Annotated in this window: 2 protein-coding genes (1 of these 2 running past the window's edge); both read left to right on the forward strand. The window is 73.3% G+C overall.

Features of this window, described 5'->3' with window-relative positions:
* Nucleotides 1-6,508, forward strand: the 3' end of a protein-coding gene (locus AC27LF_RS26195) for a type I polyketide synthase (RefSeq protein WP_487231275.1). It extends 26,006 nt beyond the left edge of the window; 6,508 of the gene's 32,514 nt are visible here — the last part of the coding sequence; its start codon lies beyond the left edge, outside the window; it ends in the stop codon at nt 6,506-6,508.
* Nucleotides 6,509-6,527: 19 nt separating this feature from the next.
* The gene (locus AC27LF_RS26200) at nt 6,528-23,663 is read left to right on the forward strand and encodes a type I polyketide synthase (protein WP_479658687.1); all 17,136 of its coding nucleotides are present in this window, start codon (nt 6,528-6,530) and stop codon (nt 23,661-23,663) included.
* Nucleotides 23,664-23,677: the final 14 nt, after the last annotated feature.

Below are 23,677 nucleotides of genomic sequence, written 5' to 3' on the forward strand. Positions count from 1 at the left end.
CGGTGTGCCGCACCTGTCGCCCGGCGACCGGGTGATGGGCCTGGCGTTCGGCGCGTTCGGTCCGGTGGCGGTGACCGACCACCGGCTGCTGGCGAGGATCCCCGAGGGCTGGTCGTTCGCCACCGCGGCGTCGGTTCCTGTCGTGTTCCTGACCGCCTCCTACGGGCTGCTGGATCTCGCCGGGCTGGAACCCGGTGAGTCGGTGCTGGTCCATGCCGGCGCCGGCGGTGTCGGGCTCGCGGCGATTCAGCTGGCACGCCACCGAGGCGCGGAGGTCTATGCCACGGCGAGTGCGGGCAAGTGGGGTGCCCTGCGGGAGTGGGGAGTTACGGCCGGGCGGCTGGCGTCGTCCCGGGACCTCGACTTCCGTGAGCGTTTCCGGGCCGCCACCGCGGACCGGGGTGTGGACGTGGTCCTGAACTCGCTCGCGGGTCAGTTCGTGGACGCGTCGGTGGATCTGCTGGCTCCGGGCGGACGGTTCCTGGAGATGGGCAAGACCGACATCCGGTCACCGGAGGACTTCCGCGACCGGTCGTTGAGCTACCGGGCCTTCGACCTGATGGAGGCCGGCGCCGATCGGATCCAGGAGATGCTGCGGGAACTGGTGACGCTGTTCGAGGCCGGCGCGTTGCGGCCGCTGCCGGTGACGGCGTGGGATGTGCGCCGGGCACCGGAGGCGTTCCGGTTCATGAGCCAGGCCAGGCACGTCGGCAAGCTGGTGCTGACGGTCCAACAGCCCCTAACGCCCGACGGCACCGTGCTGATCACCGGTGCCGGCGGTCTCGGAGGCGTGGTCGCGCGGCATCTGGTGGCCGAGCACGGGGTGCGGAACCTGGTGCTGGTCAGCCGGCGCGGCTCCGACGCGCCGGGCGCCGCGGAGCTGACCGCCGAGCTGGCCGGACAAGGGGCCCGGGTGACGTTCGCCGCCTGCGATCTGACCGACCGGCGGGCGCTGGCCGCGGTGATGGGCGCCGTCGGACCGGAGCATCCGCTGACCGCCGTCGTGCACACGGCGGGAATCCTGGAGGACGGGGTCATCGGCTCGCAGTCGCAGGAACAGCTGGACCGGGTGCTGGCGCCGAAGGTCGACGCGGTCTGGAACCTGCACGAGCTGACCCGCGAGTACGACCTGTCCCGGTTCGTGGTGTTCTCGTCGCTGGCCGGACAGGTGGGGAACAGCGGCCAGGGCAACTACGCGGCGGCCAATGTGTTCCTCGACAGCCTGATGGCGCGTCGCCGTGCCGAGGGGCTGCCCGGGCAGTCGATGGCCTGGGGCGCCTGGACGACCGACGTCGGCCTGGTCGGGGCCCTGTCCGACACGGATCTGCGCCGCATCGCCAGGTCGGCGATGCCGCCGCTGGGTGTGGAGCAGGGCATGCACCTGTTCGATCGGGCGTGGGACTCGGGCGCCGCGGTGCTGGGGCTGGCCCGGCTCGACGTCCGAGCGCTGCGCGCACAGCGGGATGTCGCACCGCTGTGGCGATCGCTGACCGGCAACCCGGCGCGGCGCTCCGCCGACAACACGCAGGGCGGTCGCGACGGCCTGGCGCGGCAGCTCACCGGGATGTCCACCGCGGACGGGCTGGCGATCCTCGTCGAGCTGGTCCGCGAGGCCGCGGCAGCGGTGCTCGGCCACGCGTCGAGCGCGCAGATCGACACCGCGCAGCCGTTCACCGAGCTGGGCTTCGACTCGCTGACCGCGGTCGAGCTGCGCAATCTGCTACAGGCCAGGACCGGAGCGGTCCTGCCCGCGAGCCTGGTGTTCGACCACCCGACCGTCACTCACGTCGCGAGGCATCTGGCGGGCGCGTTCGACGACACCGGTCCGGCGGGCACGGCTCCGCTGCCGTCACCGGTCTCCGTCACCGACGACCCGATCGTCTTCGTAGGGATGGCGTGCCGCTTCCCCGGCGGGGTGGCGGATCCGGACGATCTCTGGCAGCTGGTCGCCGACGGAGCCGAGGGCATCACGCCGTTCCCCGCCGACCGAGGCTGGGACCTCGACGCGGCGCTCGGCGCCTCGGCGACGGGCGAGGGCGGCTTCCTGTCCGGCGTCGGCGAGTTCGACGCTGCGTTCTTCCGGATCTCCCCGCGTGAGGCGCTGGCCACCGACCCGCAGCAGCGGCTGCTGCTTGAGGTGTCGTGGGAGGCACTGGAACGCGCGGGAATCGACCCGACCTCGCTGGCGGGCAGCCAGACCGGGGTGTTCACCGGCGCGTATCACATGGGGTACAGCGAGCTGGTCGCCCGCGGCGGTGAACAGCTGCAGGGCCACCAGATCACCGGTGCCGCGACCAGCGTCATCTCGGGGCGTGTGGCGTACACGCTCGGGCTGGAAGGTCCCGCGGTGAGTGTGGACACGGCGTGTTCGTCGTCGTTGGTGTCGATGCACCTGGCGGCGCAGGCGCTGCGGTCGGGCGAGTGCTCGCTCGCTCTCGCCGGCGGCGTGTCCGTGATGGCGTCGCCCGACGCGTTCGCCTTGTTCACGCTGCAGGGTGGTCTGGCGGCGGACGGCCGGTGCCGGTCGTTCTCGGACGATGCCGAAGGGACCGGCTGGGCCGAGGGCGTCGGCGTGGTCGTGCTGGAGCGGATGTCCGATGCCCGTCGCAACGGTCATGAGGTGCTGGCGGTGCTGCGGTCGAGCGCGGTGAATCAGGACGGCGCTTCCAACGGTCTGACGGCACCGAACGGCCCGTCCCAACAGCGGGTGATCCGGCAGGCGTTGGCCGCGGCGGGGCTGTCCGCCGCCGATGTGGATGTGGTGGAGGCGCACGGCACCGGGACGAAGCTGGGTGATCCGATCGAGGCGCAGGCGGTGCTGGCGACCTACGGTCAGGACCGGCCCGAGGACCGGCCGCTCTGGCTGGGGTCGTTGAAGTCGAACATCGGACACGCGCAGGCGGCGGCCGGCGTGGCGAGCGTGATCAAGACGGTGATGGCGTTGCGGCACGGGGTGCTGCCGAAGACGCTGCACGTGGCGGAGCCGACCAGGCAGGTCGACTGGTCCCAGGGCAACGTGCGGCTGCTGACCGAGTCCGTCCCGTGGCCGGACACCGATCACCCGCGCCGGGCCGGGGTGTCCGCGTTCGGTGTCAGCGGCACCAACGCGCACATCATCCTCGAAGCGCCCGCCGACGCCGGGTCCGGACAGGGCGCCCCGCCCGCGGAGCCCTCCGGTGTCGGCGACTTCGCCGTGGACGCCGTGGTGCCGTTGGTGCTCTCGGGCAAGTCGGGTGGGGCGGTGCGGGCTCAGGCGGCCCGGTTGCTGGAGTACTGGGAGCGGTGTCCGTCGGTGGGTGGGGTGGATGTGGGGTGGTCGTTGGTGAGTTCGCGGGCGGTGTTCGGTCATCGGTTGGTGGTGGTGGGTGCTGGTCGGGGGGAGTTGCTGGCCGGTTTGCGTGCGGCGGCTGCGGGTGAGGCGGCTCGGGGTGTGGTGGGGGGTGTGGCGCGGGTGGGGAGCAGGGCGGTGTTCGTGTTTCCGGGTCAGGGTGCGCAGTGGGTGGGGATGGGGCGGGAGTTGCTGGCCGGGTCGCCGGTGTTCGCGCGGTCGATGCGTGCTTGTGGTGAGGCGTTGGAGCCGTTCGTGGACTGGTCGCTTGAGCAGGCGCTCGGTGACGAGGCGGCGTTGGGGCGGGTGGATGTGGTGCAGCCGGTGTTGTGGGCGGTGATGGTGTCGTTGGCCGCGGTGTGGCGGTCGTTCGGTGTGGAGCCGGCTGCGGTGGTGGGGCATTCGCAGGGTGAGATCGCGGCGGCGTGTGTGGCGGGTGGTCTGTCGTTGGCTGATGGGGCGCGGGTGGTGGCGTTGCGGAGCCGGGCGATCGCGGAAGAGGTTGCCGGTGGCGGTGGGATGGTGGCCTTGCCGTTGCCTGCCGGTCAGGTGCGTGAGCTGCTCGCGGAGCACCCGGACGTGTCGATGGCCGCGGTCAACGGACCGACGTCGACCGTCGTCGCGGGCGAGAGCGGTGCTCTGGAGCGGCTGCTGGCCGACTGCGAGGGGCGGGGTGTGCGGGCGCGGCGGGTCGCGGTGGACTACGCGTCGCACTCGCGGCTGGTGGAGCGTATCGAGGAGCGGCTGCTGACCGACCTGGCGCCGATCGTGCCGCGGCCCGCGGCGATCCCGGTGTTTTCGTCCGTGTCGGGGGAGCAGGCGGACACCGCGGAGTGGGGCGCGGGGTATTGGTATCGGAATCTGCGGAGCACGGTGCGGTTCGAGGAGGCGGTCACGGCGGCGTTGGATGCCGGTGACCGGGTGGTGTTGGAGGTGAGTCCGCATCCGGTGCTGGTGCCCGCGGTGCAGGACATCGTCGACTCCCGTGAGGGCGTGGTGCCCGTCGCGGGCACGCTCCGCCGTGGCGAAGGGTCCCTGCACCGCATGGTGCTGGCGGTCGCCCAGGCCGCCACCTACGGCCTCGCGGTGGACTGGACCACAATGTTCGCGGGCCGGGACGCCGTGCGGGTGCCACTGCCCACGTACGCGTTCCAGCACGAGCGCTACTGGCCCGATCCCGAACCGCCCGCCGAGCGGGTCGCGGTGGATCCGGCCGACGAGCGGTTCTGGGCCGCGGTGGAACAGCAGGACGTGCGGTCGGTGGCCGAGACGCTCGGGCTGGACAGCGGCGTGGTCGAGGCCATGGTGCCGGCGCTGGCGTCGTGGCGCGCCCGCCGCCGCGACGAGAACGCGGCCGACGGCTGGCGCTACCGGGAGACGTGGAAACCACTCGGTGGCAGCCACTTCCAGGTGACCTCCGGGCGCCGGCTCGTCGTGGTCCCGGCCGGGAAGAGCGACGACGCCTGGGTGAGCGACGTGGTTGCCGTACTCGGCGCGGACACGCTCGTGCTGGAGCACGGCGACGACGCGGGGTCGAGCGGCAGGCTGCGGGCCGCGCTCGACGCCGACGTCCCGGTGACCGCCGTGCTGTCCCTCACCGCAGCGCTGGAACCCGACACGACCACCGCGCTCGCAAGCACCATCGCCCTCCTGCGCGCACTGGGCGACACCGGTGCTCCGCCGCTGTGGGTGGCGACTCGCGGCGCGGTGTCGGTCGGCGGCCAGGATCCGGTGACGGCTCCGGGGCAAGGCGCCGCATGGGGCCTGGGCCGCGTCGCCGCGCTGGACCAGCCCGGCCTGTGGGGCGGCCTGATCGACCTGCCCGACACCCTGGACACGCGCAGCGGGCGCCTGGTCACCGCGGTGCTGTCGGGCACCTCGGGCGAGGACCAGGTGGCCGTGCGCCCGTCGGGGCTGTTCGGCCGGCGACTCGTCCACGCGCCGGCACCCCGGTCCCGCGCCGGGGCGTGGACGACCTCGGGAACGGCTCTGGTCACCGGCGGCACCGGCGGGCTTGGCGGGTACGTGGCCCGGTGGCTGGTGGAGCGGGGCAGTGACCACGTCGTGCTGGTGAGCCGGCGCGGCCCCGACGCCGAGGGCGTGGAACAGCTGCGGCTGCAACTGGAGGCCGCCGGCGCCGACGTGACGGTGGCGGCGTGCGACGTGACCGACCGGGCGGCGCTGGCCGACGTGCTCGCCGCCCTTCCCGAAGACCGCCCACTGCGGACAGTCGTGCACGCCGCGGGGGTCGTGGGCGAAACGGCACCACTGCCGTCGATGACCCGGGACCAGCTCGAATGGGCCCTGCGGGTCAAGGTGGACGGCGCACGCCATCTGGACGAGCTGACCGGGGACCTGGACCTCGACGCGTTCGTGCTGTTCTCCTCCGGCGCGGCGGCGTGGGGCAGCGGCGGGCAGGCGGGTTACGCCGCGGGCAACGCCTTCCTCGACGCGCTGGCGCTGCACCGCCGTGCGCAGGGCCGGACCGCGACGTCGGTCGCCTGGGGGGCATGGGACCAGGCCGGCATGCTGAGCGGTTCGGGCGTGGCACAACGGGACCAGCTGACCGCACTGGGCGTGGTGCCGATGCGGCCCGAACAGGCGATCGCCCAGTTGGAGCACGCCGTGCGGGAGGGCGAGACCTCGCTCGTGGTCACCGACATGGACTGGGCGCGATTCGCGCCGGTGTTCACCGCGATGCGACCGAGCGCCCTCCTGTCGGACCTGCCCGAGGTCCGGGCGGCATTGAACGGTGGCGGGCAGGACGGCGAAGCACCCGGCGGCTTGCGAGGCCGGCTGACCGGTCTGTCCGCGGCGGACCGTGAGCGGGCGCTGCTGGAACTGGTCCGCGGTTCCGCCGCGGTCGTACTCGGACACAGCTCAGGCACGCAGATTCCGCGGGAGAAACCCTTCAGCGAGCTGGGCTTCGACTCGCTGACCGCGGTCGAGCTGCGCAATCGGCTGCAAGCGGAATCGGGCGCCGCGCTGCCCGCCAGCGTGGCCTTCGACTATCCGACCGCGGCCCGGCTGGCCCAGTACCTCAGCGGCGTCCTGGAGCCGGATGCGGCCGTGGAAGGCGAAGTCGTCACGGCGCCGCCGGCACTGCCGGACGAGGAGGAGACGGCCCTGCTCGCCGCGGACGCGGACGACCTCATCGACCTCGCGCTGCGCGAAGACTGACCGGAACCGGGAGCTCACGATGACTGCGTCTGTGGACAAGCTGACGGAGGCCCTGCGCGCTTCACTGCTGGCCAACAAAAGGCTGAAGCAGGAGAACAAAGCCCTGACCGAGGCGGCCGACGACCCGGTCGTCCTCGTCGGGATGGCGTGCCGGTACCCGGGCGGAGTGCGGGGGCCGGAGGACCTGTGGCGGCTGGTCGCGAACGGGGCCGAGGGCATCGGCCCGTTCCCCCTGGACCGAGGCTGGGACCTCGACGCCCTACTGGGCACCGACGGCCCCGGTTCCGGGATCTCGGCGACGGGCGAGGGCGGGTTCCTTGAGGGGCCGGGTGACTTCGACGCGGCGTTCTTCCGGATGTCGCCGCGGGAAGCGCTGGCGACTGATCCACAGCAGCGGCTGCTGCTTGAGGTCTCGTGGGAGGCGCTGGAACGCGCCGGGATCGATCCCACGTCGCTGGCCGGGAGCCGGACCGGGGTGTTCGCCGGCGTCTACCAGTCCGGTTACAACGAACTTCTCTCGCGTGCCGACGAGCAGTTGCGCGGTCACCAGATCACCGGTGGCGCGCCGAGCGTGATCTCCGGCCGGGTCTCCTACACCCTCGGCCTTGAGGGCCCCGCGGTGAGCGTGGACACCGGCTGCTCCTCGTCCCTGGTCTCGATGCACCTGGCCGCCCAGGCGCTGAGGGCGGGGGAGTGCACGCTGGCGCTGGCCGGCGGGGTCGCGGTGATGGCCGCGTCCGACGCGTTCGTCGGGTTCACGGCGCAGGGCGGCCTCGCCGCCGACGGCCGGTGCAAGTCCTTCGCCGACGCCGCCGACGGCACGGGATGGTCGGAGGGTGTCGGGATCGTGGTGATGGAGCGGCTGTCCGCCGCCCGCCGCCACGGCCATGAGGTGCTGGCGGTGTTCCGTTCGAGCGCGATCAACCAGGACGGTGCCTCCAACGGCCTGACCGCGCCCAACGGGCCGTCGCAGCAACGCGTGATCCGGCAGGCGCTGACCGCCGCAGGACTGTCCGCTTCGGACATCGACGCGGTGGAAGCCCATGGCACGGGGACGAGGCTGGGTGACCCGATCGAGGCGCAGGCGCTGCTGGCGACCTATGGTCAGGACCGACCCGTGGGACGGCCGCTGTGGCTCGGCTCGCTGAAGTCCAACATCGGCCACACCCAGGCGGCCGCCGGTGTCGCCGGCGTGATCAAGATGGTCATGGCGCTGCGGCACGGAGTGCTGCCGAAGACGCTGCACGTGGACGCGCCGACCACGCAGGTCGACTGGACGCAGGGCGACGTGCGCCTGCTGACCGAGCCCCGGCCCTGGCCCGAAAGCGGCCACCCCCGGCGCGTCGGGGTGTCGTCGTTCGGCGTCAGCGGCACGAACGCGCATGTGATCCTCGAAGCGCCCGCCGACGCCGGCTCGCCCGCCGCGGCCCCCTCGGGCCCCGGTGTCCTCGGCGCCGCGGGCGTGGTGCCCTGGATCCTGTCCGGGAAGACCGAAGACGCCGTACGCGCTCAGGCGGCGAAACTGCTGGCACATCTGGAAGCGGATCCGGCGCCGAGTCCGCTCGACGTGGGGTGGTCGCTGATCACCACGCGGGCGACGTTCGAGCACCGCGCCGTGCTGCTGGGCGACGAGCGCGACGAACTGCTGACCGGGCTGAGGGCTGTCGCCTCCGGTGCGTCCGCTCCGGGCACGACGCTGGGCACAGCGGCCGAGGACAGCCGACTGGGCGTGCTGTTCACGGGGCAGGGCGCGCAGCGGGTCGGGATGGCGCGCGGGCTCTACGGGGAGTCGCCCGTGTTCGCGGCAGCGCTGGACGGGGTTCTCGCGGAGTTGGATCCGCTGCTGGATCGGCCGTTGCGTGAGGTGATGTGGGGTGAGGACGCGGAGCTGATCAACGAGACCGGTTGGGCTCAGCCGGCCCTGTTCGCGGTCGAGGCGGCGTTGTTCGAGGTGGTGCGCGCGTTCGGCGTGACGCCGGATTTTCTGCTGGGGCATTCGATCGGTGAGGTGACGGCGGCCTACATCGCGGGCGTGTGGTCGCTCGGTGACGCGTGCCGGGTGGTCGCGGCGCGGGCGCGGTTGATGCAGGCGCTGCCTGCGGGTGGGGCGATGGCAGCGATTTCGTTGCCGGAGGCCGAAGCCGTCGAGTTGCTGCCGAAGAGCGTGTCGGTCGCCGCGGTCAACACCGCGGATTCGGTGGTGATCTCCGGGCCGCGCCAGGCCGTGGACGGTGTCGTCGAGGCCGTGTCCGGGCAGGGACATCGGGTGTCGCGCCTGCGGCTGTCGCACGCGTTCCATTCGTCGTTGATGGAGCCGATGCTGGCGGATTTCCAGCGGGTTCTGGAGTCGGTGAACTTCGCGCCGCCGCGGATTGCGGTGGTGTCGAACCTGACAGGGGTACGGGCGACGGACGAAGAGCTGTGTTCGCCGGAGTACTGGACCCGGCAGGTGCGGTCGGCGGTGCGGTTCGCCGATGGCGTGCGCTGGTTGGGCGAACAGGGTGTGACGGCGCTGGTCGAACTCGGGCCGGACGGTGTGCTGTCGGGCCTGGCGCGGCAGAGCTGCCCGCCGAAGACGGTGGTCGTGCCGTTGCTGCGCCGCGATCGGGGCGACGTGCCGACCCTGCTGTCGGCGTTGGCCCACCTGTGCGCGCAGGGCGTCGAGGTGGACTGGACCACCCTGTTCGCAGGCCGTGACGCCACGCGGGTGCCGCTGCCGACCTACGCCTTCCAGCACCAGAGGTACTGGCACACCTCCAGCGGTTCCGCCGACGTGTCGGCGGCCGGCTTGACGGCAGCGGAGCATCCGCTGCTGGGGGCGATGCTGCCGTTGCCGCAGACGGACGGGCTCGTGTTCACCACCCGGCTCTCGGTGCGCAGCCACCCCTGGCTCGGGGATCACATGGTGCGTGGTGCCGTGATCTTCCCCGGCGCCGGCCTCGTGGAGCTGGTGATCCGAGCCGGTGACAGCGCCGGCTGTGACCGGCTCGACGAACTGGTGCTGGAGACTCCGCTCGTCCTGCCCGCGCAAGGCGGAGTTCAGCTTCAGGTCGTCGTCGGGAAGGACGATGCGCACCGGCGCACTGTCGCGGTGTACGCCCGGCCGGACGGCGAAGAGAGCTGGACCCGGCACGCCACAGGCACCGTGAGCCCGGCCGCGGCCGGGCCCGCGGACGACGCTCTGTTCGACGTGCTCGGTCGGCAGTGGCCCCCGGCGGGCGCGGCGCCACTGGACACCGAGCGGTTCTATGAGCGCATCGGCGGCGGTGAGTTCGTCTACGGACCGGCGTTCCGGGGGCTGCGCGAGGCATGGCGGGACGGCGACCGGATCCTCGCCGAGGTCGAGCTGCCCGAGCCCGGCCGCGGTTCGGCACAGTCGTTCGGAATCCACCCCGCTCTGCTGGACGCGGCATTGCACGCGATGGTCTTCGCGGACCTGGAGTCGGCCGGGGTCGGCTGGCTGCCGTTCAGCTTCGCCGACGTCGTGCTGCGGGCCTCGGGCGCCTCGCGGTTGCGGGTGGCGCTGACCCGGACGGGTCCGGACGAGGTCACCCTCGCGGTCGCCGACGGCAGCGGGGCGCCCGTGCTGTCCATCGGCTCGGTCACCGTACGGCCGCCGGCCGCCGGCAGCCTCACCGCCGGTGACGCCGGCACCCTGCTGAGGCCGGAGTGGACCGCGATCACCGGCACCGCCGCCGCGGTCGACGAGTGGCTGGTCGCGGATCCCGCCGACGTGACCGCCGTGGCGGCCGACGCCGAGCCCCAGGCGGTGGTGCTGGCGGTTTCCGGTGACCCGGAGGCAGTGGTCGCTTCCACACACCAGCTGACGGGCCATGTGCTGCGGCAACTGCAGCGGTGGCTGTCGGACGACCGGTTCGCCGCGATCCCGCTGGTGGTCGCGACATCGGGTGCGATCGCCGCGGAGCGGGAGCCGGTGCGCGATCTGGCCGCCGCGGCGGTGTGGGGCCTGGTGCGGTCGGCGCAGACCGAGCACCCCGGCCGCTTCGTCCTGCTCGACGCCGACTCCGCCGTGGACGCCGACATGCTGGGTCAGGTCCTGGCCGCCGACGAGCCGCAACTGGCTGTGCGCAAAGGGCAGCTCCTCGCGGCCCGGCTGACGAGAACCGGACCGGCCGACGAGCTGGCCGTACCGCGGGACACGCCGTGGCGGCTTGAGTCCACCGAGAAGGGCGTGCTGGAGAACCTGGCGTTGCTGCCGTGCCCCGAAGCGGCCGAGCCGCTGGAGAGCGGGCAGGTCCGGCTCCGGGTGCACGCGGCCGGCCTGAACTTTCGCGATGTGCTCAACGCGCTGGGGATGTACCCCGGCAAGGCGGGACCGCTGGGCGGCGAGGCGGCGGGCGTGGTCACCGAGACCGGCCCCGGTGTGACCGGCCTGCGCGTGGGCGACCGCGTGATGGGCCTGGTCCCCGGCGGGTTCGGGCGCGTCGCGGTGACCGATCACCGGCTCCTGACGGTGGTGCCGGACGGATGGTCGTTCACCACGGCCGCCTCCGTGCCGATCGTGTTCCTCACGGCCTACTACGGCCTGGTCGATCTCGCGGGTCTTCGCACCGGGGAGTCGGTCCTGGTGCACGCGGGTGCCGGTGGTGTGGGTCTGGCGGCGATCCAGGTCGCGCGGCACCTCGGAGCAGAGGTCTATACCACTGCGAGCGAGGGTAAGTGGGACGTCCTGCGTGAGTGGGGTGTTCGGCCGGACCGCCTCGCGTCCTCGCGGAATCCGGGCTTTCGCAAGGCTTTCCGCACCGCCACCGCCGGACGGGGCGTCGACGTCGTGCTCAACTCCCTGGCGGGGGAGTTCGTGGACGCCTCGCTGGACGTGCTCGCGTCCGGCGGCCGGTTCGTGGAGATGGGCAAGACCGACGTCCGCTCGGCCGAGGCCCTTGCGGACCGGTACCCCGGCCTGAGCTACCACGCCTTCGACCTGACCGACGCCGGCGCCGAGCGCGTCCAGCGCATGCTGCGCGAACTCGTCGACCTGTTCGAAGCCGGCGTCCTGCGGCCGCTGCCGGTGACCACGTGGGACGTGCGGCAGTCGCCGGAGGCGTTCCGGTTCATGAGCCAGGCCAGGCACATCGGCAAGGTGGTACTGACCGTGCCGCACGAGCCGGACGTCACGGGCACCGTGGTGATCACCGGTGGCACCGGCGCTCTGGGCGCTGTCGTGGCGCGGCATCTGGTCGGCGAGCACGGTGTCCGGCACCTGATGCTGCTGAGCCGCCGCGGCCCGGATGCCCCGGGAGCAGCGGAGCTGGTCGCCGAGCTGGCCCGCCACGGCGCCGAGGTCACGGTGGCCGCGTGTGACGTGACGGATCGGCGGGCGTTGGCGGACGCGCTCGCGTCCGTTGCCCCGGAGCATCCGCTGACCGGGGTGGTGCACACGGCGGGGGTGGTCGACGACGGGGTGCTCGGCTCCCTGTCACAGGACCAGGTGGACCGGGTCCTGTCGCCGAAGGTGGACGCGGCCTGGCACCTGCACGAGCTGACCCGGGACCTGGATCTCTCGCTGTTCGCGGTGTTCTCGTCGCTCAGCGGGGTGCTCGGCAGCGGCGGCCAGGCGAACTACGCGGCGGGCAACTCGTTCCTGGACGCGCTGATGCGGCGGCGGCGGGACCTCGGGCTGCCCGGACAGTCGATGGCGTGGGGGCCGTGGACCACCGAGACCGGCATGGCCGGCGCCCTGTCGCAAACCGGCCTCCAGCGGCTCGCGCGTTCGGCGATGCCACCGCTGACCACGGAGCAGGGCATGGACCTGTTCGACCGGGCGGCGCGTTCCGCGCAGCCGGTACTGGGCCTCGCCCGTCTGCATCTGCCGGCCCTGCGCAAGCAGCAGGACCAGCCCGTGTGGCGCACACTGGCGGGCGGGCGCAGGCGCTCCGCCGGCCGCCGCTCCGCCGGCGGGGGAGGACTGGGCGGGCAGTTCGCGTCGATGTCCGCGGCTGACCGTGAGCGGGCGCTGGCCGAGCTGGTCCGCGAATCCGCCGCCACGGTGCTGGGACACGCCTCGGGTGCCGGGATCGATCCGGCCCGGCTCTTCAGCGACCTGGGGTTCGACTCGCTGACCGCCGTCGAGCTGCGGAACCTGATCCAGGCCAGGACCGGGATCGCCCTGACGGCCGGCGTGGTGTTCGACCACCCGACCGTCACCCGGCTCGCCGGGCACCTGGCGGACCGGTTCGGCGACTCGCGCACGACGGGGCCGACCGCCGTGCCGGAGCCGGTGTCCGTGGCCGCCGACCCGATCGTGCTGGTCGGGATGGCGTGCCGGCTCCCGGGCGGGGTCACGGGCCCGGACGACCTCTGGCGGCTCGTCAGCGAGGCGGGGGACGGGATCGGCCCGTTCCCGGTCGATCGCGGCTGGGACCTGGACGAGCTGGTGGGCCCGGACGGGACCGGCATGTCGGCCACCGGCGAGGGCGGCTTCCTCACGGGCGCCGACGCGTTCGACGCGCCGTTCTTCCGGATCTCGCCACGTGAGGCGGTGGCGACGGACCCGCAGCAGCGGTTGCTCCTTGAGGTGTCGTGGGAGGCGCTTGAGCAGGCGGGCATCGTCCCCCAGACGCTGGCGGGCAGCCGGACGGGGGTGTTCACCGGCGCCTACCAGATGGGCTACGGCGAACTGGTCGCCCGGTCCGACGACCAATTGCGTGGACACCAGATCACCGGCGGCGCGACCAGCGTGATCTCGGGCCGGGTCGCCTACACGCTCGGTCTTGAGGGGCCGGCGGTGAGCGTGGACACGGCGTGCTCCTCGTCGCTGGTCGCCATGCATCTGGCGGCGCAGGCTCTGCGCGCCGGTGAGTGCTCGCTCGCGCTCGCCGGTGGTGTCACGGTGATGGCCACGCCGGAGGCGTTCGTCGGGTTCACGATGCAGGGCGGGCTGTCCCCGGACGGCCGGTGCAGGTCCTTCGCCGAGACCGCGAACGGGACCGGCTGGTCCGAAGGCGTGGGCGTGGTGGTGCTGGAGCGGCTGTCGGACGCCCGCCGCAACGGTCATGAGGTGCTCGCGGTTTTCCGTTCGAGCGCGGTGAATCAGGACGGTGCCTCGAACGGTCTGACGGCGCCGAACGGCCCGGCCCAGCAGCGGGTGATCCGGCAGGCGCTCGCCGCGGCCGGTCTGTCCGCTTCGGACGTGGACGTGGTCGAGGCGCACGGCACCGGGACGCGGCTGGGTGATCCGATCGAGGCCGACGCGCTGCTGGCGACGTACGGTCAGGACCGGCCGGAGGACCGCCCGTTGTGGCTGGGCTCGTTGAAGTCGAACATCGGGCACGCGCAGGCGGCCGCGGGCGTCGCGGGTGTCATCAAGATGGTCTTGGCGCTGCGCCATGGAGTGCTGCCGAAGACCTTGCACGCCGAGCGGCCGACCACGCGGGTGGACTGGGCGCGGGGCGAGGTGCGGCTGCTGACCGAGGCGGTGCCGTGGCCGCGGACCGGTCGTCCGCGCCGGGCCGGGGTGTCGTCGTTCGGCGTCAGCGGCACCAACGCCCACGTCATCCTTGAGGCCCCGGCCGAAACCGGCGCGCCGCACGAGCCCGCGCCGGTCACCGGTGTGGTCGGTGCCGACGGTGTGGTGCCGTGGGTGCTGTCGGGCCGGTCGGACGAGGCGGTGCGGGCGCAGGCCGCCCGGCTGCTGGAGTACGTGGAGGGCGCGCCCTCGGCGCGGCCCGTCGACGTGGGCTGGTCGCTGGTCACCTCGCGTACCGCGTTCGACCACCGGGCCGTGGTGGTCGGCGGCGACCGGGAGGAGCTGATCAGCGCAGTGCGTGCGGTCGCCGGCGGTGCCCCCGGTGTCGTGCGGGGCACGGCTCGCGGCGGGCACCGGCTGGGTGCGCTGTTCACGGGGCAGGGTGCGCAGCGGGCCGGCATGGCGCGTGGGCTCTACGAGGAGTCGCCGGTGTTCGCGGCGGCGCTGGACGAGGTCTGTGCGGAGCTGGATCCGTTGCTGGACCGGCCGTTGCGTGAGGTGATGTGGGGCGAGGACGCGGAGCTGATCGACGAGACGGGCTGGGCGCAGCCCGCGTTGTTCGCCGTCGAGGCGGCCTTGTTCGAGGTGCTGCGGGCGTTCGGCGTGACCCCGGACTATCTGCTGGGACATTCGATCGGTGAGGTCACGGCGGCCTACGTCGCCGGGGTGTGGTCGTTGGCCGATGCCTGTCGGGTGGTGGCGGCGCGGGCCCGGCTGATGCAGGCGTTGCCGTCCGGCGGGGCGATGGCCGCCGTAGGGATGTCCGAGGCGGAGATCGCCGGACTGCTGCCGAAGACCGTGTCGGTGGCGGTGGTCAACACCGCGGACTCGGTCGTGGTGTCGGGGCCGCGGGCCGATGTCGACCAGGTGCTGAGCCTGGCCTCGCAGCGCGCTGCCCGGGTGTCGCGGCTGCGGGTGTCGCACGCGTTCCACTCGTCGTTGATGGACCCGATGCTGGACGAGTTCCAGCGGGCTTTGGAGTCGGTGCGCTTCGCGTCACCGCGGATTCCGGTGGTGTCGAACGTGACCGGGGTGCGGGCGTCGGACGAAGAGCTGTGTTCGCCGCAGTACTGGGTGCGGCAGGTGCGGTCGGCGGTGCGCTTCGCCGACGGTGTGCGGTGGCTGGGCGAGCAGGGTGTCACCACGATGGTCGAGTTGGGCCCGGACGGCGCGCTCTGCGGGTTTGCGCAGGACCGTTCGGCCGTGGCCGCCGTGCCGATGCTGCGCCGGCACAAGCCCGGCGGGCAGTGCGAGTCGGGCCTGGTGCTGTCGGCGATCGGGCAGTTGTCCGCCCACGGTGTGGCAGTGGACTGGACCGCGGCGTTCGCCGGTCGTGGCGCTGTCAGGGTTCCGCTGCCGACGTACGCCTTTCAGCACCAGCGGTACTGGCCCGACACGGTGCGGGCCGCCCCGGAACCGTCCGAGGACCAGGCGGACCGGCGGTTCTGGGCGTCGGTCGAACACCAGGACGTGCAGGGCCTGGCCACGACGCTGGGACTCGACGACGGTGTCGTGGCGCCGGTCGTGCCCGCGCTGGCTTCGTGGCGGGCCCGCCGGCACGAACAGGCCCTTGTGAACGGCTGGCGCTACCGAGAGGTGTGGAAACGGCTGGCCGTCGCGGGAGCGCCGACGACCGGAGAGTGGTTGGTCGTGGTCCCGGAAGGCGCGCGCGACGACGCCTGGGCGGCCGAGGTGGCCAACGCACTCGGCGCGAGCACACTCGTGCTCGACCACAGCGGGGCCGAGCTGACCGAGCGGCTGCGGGAAGCCGGTGACCGCGCCGCCGGAGTGACCGGTGTGGTGTCGCTGGCCGCCGCCCTGGAGCCGGACGTCGTTGCCGGACTGGCGGCGACGACATCGTTGCTGCGCGCCGTGCTGGACAGCGGCCTCGCCGCCCGGATCTGGGTGGTGACGCGCGGCGCGATGTCCGTCGGGCCCCACGACCCGGTGATCTCCCCGGCACTGGGCGGGGTGTGGGGCCTGGGCCGGGTCGCCGCACTTGAACTGCCCGCGCTGTGGGGCGGGCTGGCCGATCTGCCCATGGTGCTCGATCCGCGCAGCGCGCGCTGGCTGGCCGCCGCGCTGCCGGGGACGACCGGCGAGGACCAGATCGCGGTGCGCCCGGCAGGCGTGTTCGGTCGCCGGCTCGTTCACGCGCCGGCGACCGGATCGGACGCGCCGTCGTGGACGACGTCCGGGACGGCGCTGGTCACCGGGGGCACCGGTGAGCTGGGCGGGTACGCGGCGCGCTGGCTGGTCGAACGCGGAGCGGAGCACGTGGTGCTCGTGAGCCGCCGTGGTCTCGACGCCGAGGGCGCGGACGCGCTGCGGCTGGAGCTGGAGGTCGCCGGCGCCCGGGTCACCGTCGCCGCTTCCGACGTGACGGACCGGCAGGCGCTGGCCGAGGTGGTGGCGGGCATCCCGGAGGAGTGGCCACTGCGGACCGTCGTGCACGCGGCCGGTGTCATGAGCGAGGACCGAGCGCTCACCTCGGCGACCGCCGACGACCTCGACCAGCAGGTACGGGCCAAGGTCCACGGCGCGCACCACTTGGACGAGTTGACCCGCGAGCTGGAGCTCGACGCGTTCGTGCTGTTCGGCTCCGGTGCGGGCGTCTGGGGCAGCGGCGGGCAGGCCGGATTGGCGGCGGCCGACGCGTACCTGGACTCGCTGGCCCGCCACCGCAGGGCGGCGGGACGCACCGCGACCGCGATCGCGTGGGGTTCGTGGGACCGGGTCGGGGCGCTGAGCGATCCGGGCGCGGCGCAACGCGAGCAGCTGCGCCTGCTCGGGGTCGTGCCGATGCGGCCCGAGCCGGCCCTCGCCGCGTTGCAGCGTGCGGTGCACGACGACGAGACCGCGATCGTCGTCGCGGACCTGGACTGGGCGCGGTTCGCGCCCGTGTTCACCGCGGCGCGGCCGAGCGCCTTGCTGTCCGGGCTCCCGGAGGCCGAAGCGGCACTGACCGCACCGCGGGAGGACACCGCGCTCTCCGGAGAACTGCGGGACCGGCTCGCCGTACTGTCCGAGGCGGACCGCCGGCAGATACTGCTCGGCCTCGTCCGTGACGCGTCGGCGGCCGTGCTGGGCCACGGGTCGGGCGCGGAGATCGAGAGCGACCAGCCGTTCAGCGAGCTGGGCTTCGACTCGCTGACGGCGGTGGAGTTGCGCAACCGGTTGCAGGCGGCGACCGGGGTCGCGCTGCCCGCGAGCCTGGTGTTCGACTACCCCACGGCGAATCGCCTCGTGGACCACCTCGCCGGCCGGTTCGGCGTGACGGAATCGGCCGAACCGCCGGTCGGGCCGGCGGTGGTGCCGGTCGCCGACGATCCGATCGTGCTGGTGGGCATGGCCTGCCGGTTCCCGGGCGGGGCGTCGAGCCCGGACGCGCTCTGGCGGCTGGTGGCCGAGGGGGCGGACGGCATCACGCCGTTCCCGATCGACCGCGGCTGGGACCTGGACACGCTGGTGGGCACGGACGGTCCCGGTTCCGGGACGTCGGCGACGGGTGAGGGCGGGTTCCTCGACGAGGTCGCCGACTTCGACGCGGCGTTCTTCCGGATCTCGCCGCGGGAGGCGCTGGCCACGGATCCGCAGCAGCGGTTGCTGCTCGAAGTGTCCTGGGAGGCGCTGGAGCAGGCGGGAATCGATCCGACCTCGCTGGCGGGCAGCCCGACCGGCGTGTTCGCCGGCGCCTACCAGTCCGGGTACCTCGAACTGGTCTCCCGGGCCGACGACCAGTTGCGGGGCCATGCGCTCACCGGTGGTGCCGGCAGTGTGATCTCCGGGCGGATCGCCTACACACTGGGCTTGGAAGGTCCCGCGGTGAGTGTGGACACGGCGTGTTCCTCGTCGCTGGTGGCGATGCACCTGGCAGCGCAGGCACTGCGCGCCGGCGAGTGCTCACTGGCGTTGGCCGGCGGGGTGACGGTCATGGCGGCGGCGGACACCTTCGTCGGGTTCAGCATCCAGGGCGGCCTGGCCGTGGACGGCAGGTGCAAGTCGTTCTCGGACGACGCGGACGGCACCGGGTGGTCCGAGGGTGTCGGTGTGGTGGTGCTGGAGCGGATGTCGGACGCGCGCCGCAACGGTCATGAGGTGTTGGCGGTGCTGCGGTCGAGCGCGGTGAACCAGGACGGTGCGTCGAACGGTCTGACGGCGCCGAACGGCCCGTCCCAGCAGCGGGTGATCCGGCAGGCGCTCGCCGCGGCCGGTCTGTCCACCGCGGACGTGGACGTGGTGGAGGCGCACGGCACCGGTACGCGGCTGGGTGATCCGATCGAGGCGCAGGCGCTGCTGGCGACCTACGGTCAGGACCGGCCCGCGGACCGGCCGCTGTGGCTGGGGTCGTTGAAGTCGAACCTCGGGCACATGCAGGCCGCCGCGGGTGTCGGTGGTGTGATCAAGATGGTGCTGGCGCTGCGGCACGGCGTGTTGCCGAAGACACTCCACCTGGCGGAGCCGACCAGCCAGGTGGACTGGTCCGAGGGCAACGTGCGGCTGCTCGCCGAGGCGACGCCGTGGCCGGAGACCGGTCGCCCGCGCCGGGCCGGGGTGTCCTCGTTCGGCGTGAGCGGGACCAACGCGCACCTGATCCTCGAAGCCCCCGCCGACTCGCCTGCGCACCCGGCCGCCGCCGGCGCCGACGGGGTGGTGCCGTGGGTGCTCTCCGGCAGGAGTGAGGAAGCGGTGCGGGCGCAGGCGGCGCGACTGCTGGAGTTCGTCGAGGCGGATCCCGCACCGCGTCCGCTGGACGTCGGGCACTCGCTCGTCGGCTCGCGGGCCGCGTTCGACCACCGGGCCGTCGTCGTGGGCGGTGATCGGGACGAACTCGTCGCCGGGCTGCGCGCCGCCGCCGCCGGTGAGCCAGCGCCGGCCGTGGTGCGGGGGACCGCGCGGACCGGGAACCAGGCCGTGTTCGTGTTCCCCGGCCAAGGCGCGCAGTGGCTCGGCATGGCGCAGGACCTGTACACGCACTCCCCGGTGTTCGCCGAGTCGATGTGGCAGTGCGCGAGGGCCTTGGACCCGTTCGTGGACTGGTCGCTTGAGCAGGCGCTCGGTGACGAGGCGGCGTTGGGGCGCGTGGATGTGGTGCAGCCGGTGCTGTGGGCGGTGATGGTGTCGCTGGCCGCGGTGTGGCGGTCGTTCGGCGTCGAGCCCGCGGCCGTGGTGGGGCATTCGCAGGGCGAGATCGCCGCCGCGTGTGTGGCCGGTGGTCTGTCGTTGGCTGACGGGGCGCGGGTGGTGGCGTTGCGCAGCCGGGCGATCGCGGACACCCTCGCCGGGGACGGCGGGATGGTGGCCCTGCCGCTGTCCGCCGCCCGTGCCGAGGAACTGCTCGGGCAGCGGCCGGGACTCTCCGTGGCGGCGGTCAACGGGCCCGCGTCGGTGGTCGTCGCCGGAGGCGCGGAGGCCGTGGACCGGCTGTTGGCCGACTGCCGGGACGAGGAGATCCAGGCGCGCAGGATCGCCGTCGACTACGCCTCGCACTCGCCGTCGGTGGAGCGGATCGAGCAGCGGTTGCTGACCGATCTCGCGCCGATCACGCCTCAGCCTTCCGCGATCCCCGTCTACTCCTCGGTGACCGGGGAGGTGGCGGACACGGCCGGCTGGGACGCCGGGTACTGGTACCGGAACCTGCGCAACACCGTGCGGTTCGAGGAAGCGCTCGTGGCGGCGCTTACGGCCGGGCACGGCACGGTGGTCGAGGTGAGTCCGCATCCGGTGCTGGTGCCCGCGGTGCAGGACCTCGTCGACGAGCGCGGGGCCGCGGTGGCTGTGGTGGGCACGTTGCGCCGCGACGAGGGGACTGTGCAGCGGATGGTGCTCTCGGTGGCCCAGGCGTACGCGCACGGTGTGGCAGTGGACTGGACCCCGGCGTTCGCCGGCCGGGGCGCGGTGCGGGTCGCGTTGCCGACGTACGCGTTCCAGCATCAGCGGTACTGGCCCGAGCTCGCGAGTGGCCCGGCCGACGTGTCGGCGGCCGGGCTGACCGACGCGGAGCATCCGCTGCTGGGCGCGATGGTGCCTTCGCCCGACTCGGACGCGGTGGTGTTCACCAGCCGCCTGTCGGTGCGGACACATCCGTGGCTGGCCGATCATGCGGTGCGGGAGTCGGTGGTGTTCCCGGGAACCGGTTTTGTGGAGCTTGCCATCCGGGCCGGCGACAGCGTCGGCTGCGACCGCCTCGACGAGCTGGTCCTTGAGGCGCCGCTGGTGCTGCCCGCTCACGGCGGAGTGCAGATGCAGGTGGTGGTCGGCGACAGCGAGGACGAGGCGCAGCAGCGCAGTGTGGCCGTCTACGCGCGCCCCGACGGAGAAGACACCTGGACCCGCCACGCCACCGGGTTCGTGGGCGCCGTACCGCCGGGAGGCGGTGGACACGACCTGTTCGGCGTCCTTGAGCGGGCCTGGCCCCCGGCCGGGGCGACGCACGTGGACACCGAGGGGTTCTACGAGCAGCTGCGCGAAGGCGGTTTCCTCCGGTACGGCCCCGTTTTCCAGGGGCTGCGCAGGGTCTGGCGGCGCGATGACCAGATCTTCGCCGAGGTCGAGCTGCCCGAGTCCGCACGCGATGCGGCCGAGTCGTTCGGGATCCATCCGGCGCTGCTCGACGCCGCGCAGCACGCGACGGCCTTCGCGGAGCTCGGCTCCGCCGGGACCGGCGGGCTGCCCTTCAGCTTCGGCGGCGTCGTGCTCCGCGCCTCGGGTGCGGCACGGCTGCGGGTGGCGCTGACGCGGACGGGTCCGGACGAGGTCACGATCGCGGCCGCCGACAGCACCGGGGGGCCGGTGCTCACGGTCGGCTCGATGGCGGTGCGGCCGGTGCCGGCCGGCGAGCTCGGCGCCGGCACCGGCGACCGGACACTGCTGAGGACACAGTGGGTCGACACCACCCCCTCGGCCGGGGCTTCGCCGGCGCGATGGCTGACCGTCGGTCGGGCCGGCGAGGACCACACCGGAACGGAAGCGGTCGCCGCGGCCCTCGACGACGGCCTGCCGGCGCCGGACGCGGTCCTGCTGGCCGTCTCCGGGGACGCGGACCAGGTGGTCGAGTCCACGCACGAGCTGACCGGCTGGGTGCTGCGCCAACTGCAGTACTGGCTGAGCCAGGACCGCTTCGAGTCGATCCCGCTGGTGGTGACGACCCAGGGCGCGATCGCCGCGCGGCCCGGCGAAACGGTGACGGACCTGGCCGCCGCCGCGGCGTGGGGGCTGGTGCGCTCGGCGCAGACCGAGAACCCCGGCCGGATCGTGCTGCTCGACACCGGCTCGGGCAGCACGCTCGACGCCGGGGTGCTGGGCCGGGTCCTCGCGGCGGACGAGCCGCAACTGGCGCTGCGTGACGGACAGCTCCTCGCGGCCCGGCTCACCAGGGTCGGCCCGGCCGACGAGCTCGCGATGCCGCCGGACACCCCGTGGCGGCTCGACTCGACGGGCAAAGGCGCGCTGGAGAACCTGGCCCTGCTGCCGTGCCCCGACACCGAGGAGCCCTTGGCCCGCGGGCAGGTACGCATCCGGGTGCACGCCGCCGGCCTGAACTTCCGGGACGTGCTCAACGCGCTGGACATGGTGCACGACGCGCGTGCGCAGGGCCCGCTGGGCGGCGAGGTCGCGGGTGTGGTCACCGAGGTCGGCCCCGGCGTGTCCGATCTGCGGCCCGGCGACCGGGTCATGGGCCTCGTCTCGGGGGCGTTCGGCCCGCTGGCCGTCACGGACCGGCGGTTCCTGACCGAGGTGCCGACAGGCTGGTCGCTCGCGACCGCGGCGTCGGTGCCGATCGTGTTCCTGACCGCCTTCTACGGCCTGGTGGACCTTGCCGGGCTGCGCCCCGGTGAGTCGGTCCTGGTGCACGCCGGCGCCGGCGGTGTCGGCCTGGCGGCGATCCAGCTCGCACGGCACCGGGGTGCGGAGGTCTACGCCACGGCGAGCGAGGGCAAGTGGGCTGTCCTGCGGGAGTGGGGAGTCCCGGCCGAACGGCTGGCCTCTTCGCGTGATCTCGGCTTCCACGAGACCTTCCGGGACGCGGGTGTGAACGTCGTCCTGAACTCGCTCGCCGGTCAGTTCGTGGACGCGTCGCTCGACCTTCTGGCCCCGGGCGGGCGGTTCCTGGAGATGGGCAAGACCGACATCCGATCACCGGAGGACTTCCACGACCGGCCGCTGAGTTACCACGCCTTCGACCTGATGGACGCGGGCGCCGACCGGATCCAGGAGATGCTGCGGGAGCTGGTGACGCTGTTCGAGGCCGGCGCGTTGCGGCCGCTGCCGGTCACGGGCTGGGATGTGCGCAGGGCACCGGACGCGTTCCGGTTCATGAGCCAGGCCAAGCACGTCGGCAAGCTCGTGGTGACCGTCCCGCAGGACCTCGACGCCGCGGGCACCGTCCTGCTGACCGGCGGGACCGGTGGCCTGGGCGGTGTGCTCGCCCGCCACCTCGTCGCCGAGCGCGGCGTGCGGCACCTGCTGCTGGTCAGCCGACGCGGCGCGGACGCCCCTGGGGCCGCGGACCTCGTCGAGGAGTTGACGGCGCGGGGCGCGGAGGTGACCGTCGCGGCGTGTGACGTGACCGATCGGCAGGCACTGGCCGGGGTGCTCGCCGCGGTGCCGCCGGAGCATCCGCTCACCGGTGTGGTGCACACCGCCGGCGTCCTCGACGACGGGGTGCTCGGGACGCAGTCACAGGACCGGCTGGACCGGGTACTGGCACCGAAGGTGGACGCGGCCTGGCACCTGCACGAGCTGACCCGGGACCTGGATCTCTCGCTGTTCACGGTGTTCTCCTCCGTCGCCGGGCAGCTGGGCAACCCGGGACAGGCCAACTACGTCGCCGCCAACGTGTTCCTGGACGCCCTGATGCAGCGCCGCCACCGCGAGGGCCTGCCCGGGCTCTCGATGGCCTGGGGCGCGTGGACCACCGAGATCGGCATGGTCGGTTCGCTGTCAGGGACCGACCTGCGCCGCATCGCGCGGTCGCCGATGCCGCCGTTGTCCGCTCAGCAGGGCATGGACCTGTTCGACCGGGCCGTCGCCACCGGTTTCCCTCTGCTGGTGCTGACCCGGCTGGACACGCGCGCTCTGCGCGCCCAGCACGACCTCGCGCCCCTGTGGCGGTCGCTGGCGGGCGGAGCGCCGCGGCGAGCCGCCGACAACACGCGCCACGGCCGGGACGAACTGCGCCGGCGGCTGGCGGCACTGTCCGGTGCGGACCGTGCGGAGTTGCTGACCGAGCTGGTCGGCGAAACCGCCGCGGCCGTGCTGGGCCACGGCTCCGGTGTGCGGATCGATGTGGACCAGCCCTTCAACGAGCTGGGTTTCGACTCGCTGACGGCCGTCGAACTACGCAACCTGCTGAAGGCCAGGACCGGCGCCGTGCTGGCCACCAGCGTCGTTTTCGACCATCCGACCGTCGCGCGGCTCGCCCGCCACGTGGGCACGTTCTTCGGTCAGGCCGAGGTTCCCGAACCGGCCGAGGTGTCGGAGGCGGCGGTGCGCGCGGCGCTCGGCTCGATCCCGCTGGCGAAGCTGCGCAAGGCCCGGCTGCTGGACGCGCTGCTCGAACTGGCCCGCGACGGCGACGAACCCGCGGTCGACCGGCGAGAAGAGGAAGAACTCCTGCTCGCGGCGGATGTCGGCGAACTCGTCGACATCGCGTTGCGGGCCGAATGACCGGAGGTCACGAT

It is taken from the genome of Streptomyces diversicolor, from assembly GCF_057537855.1.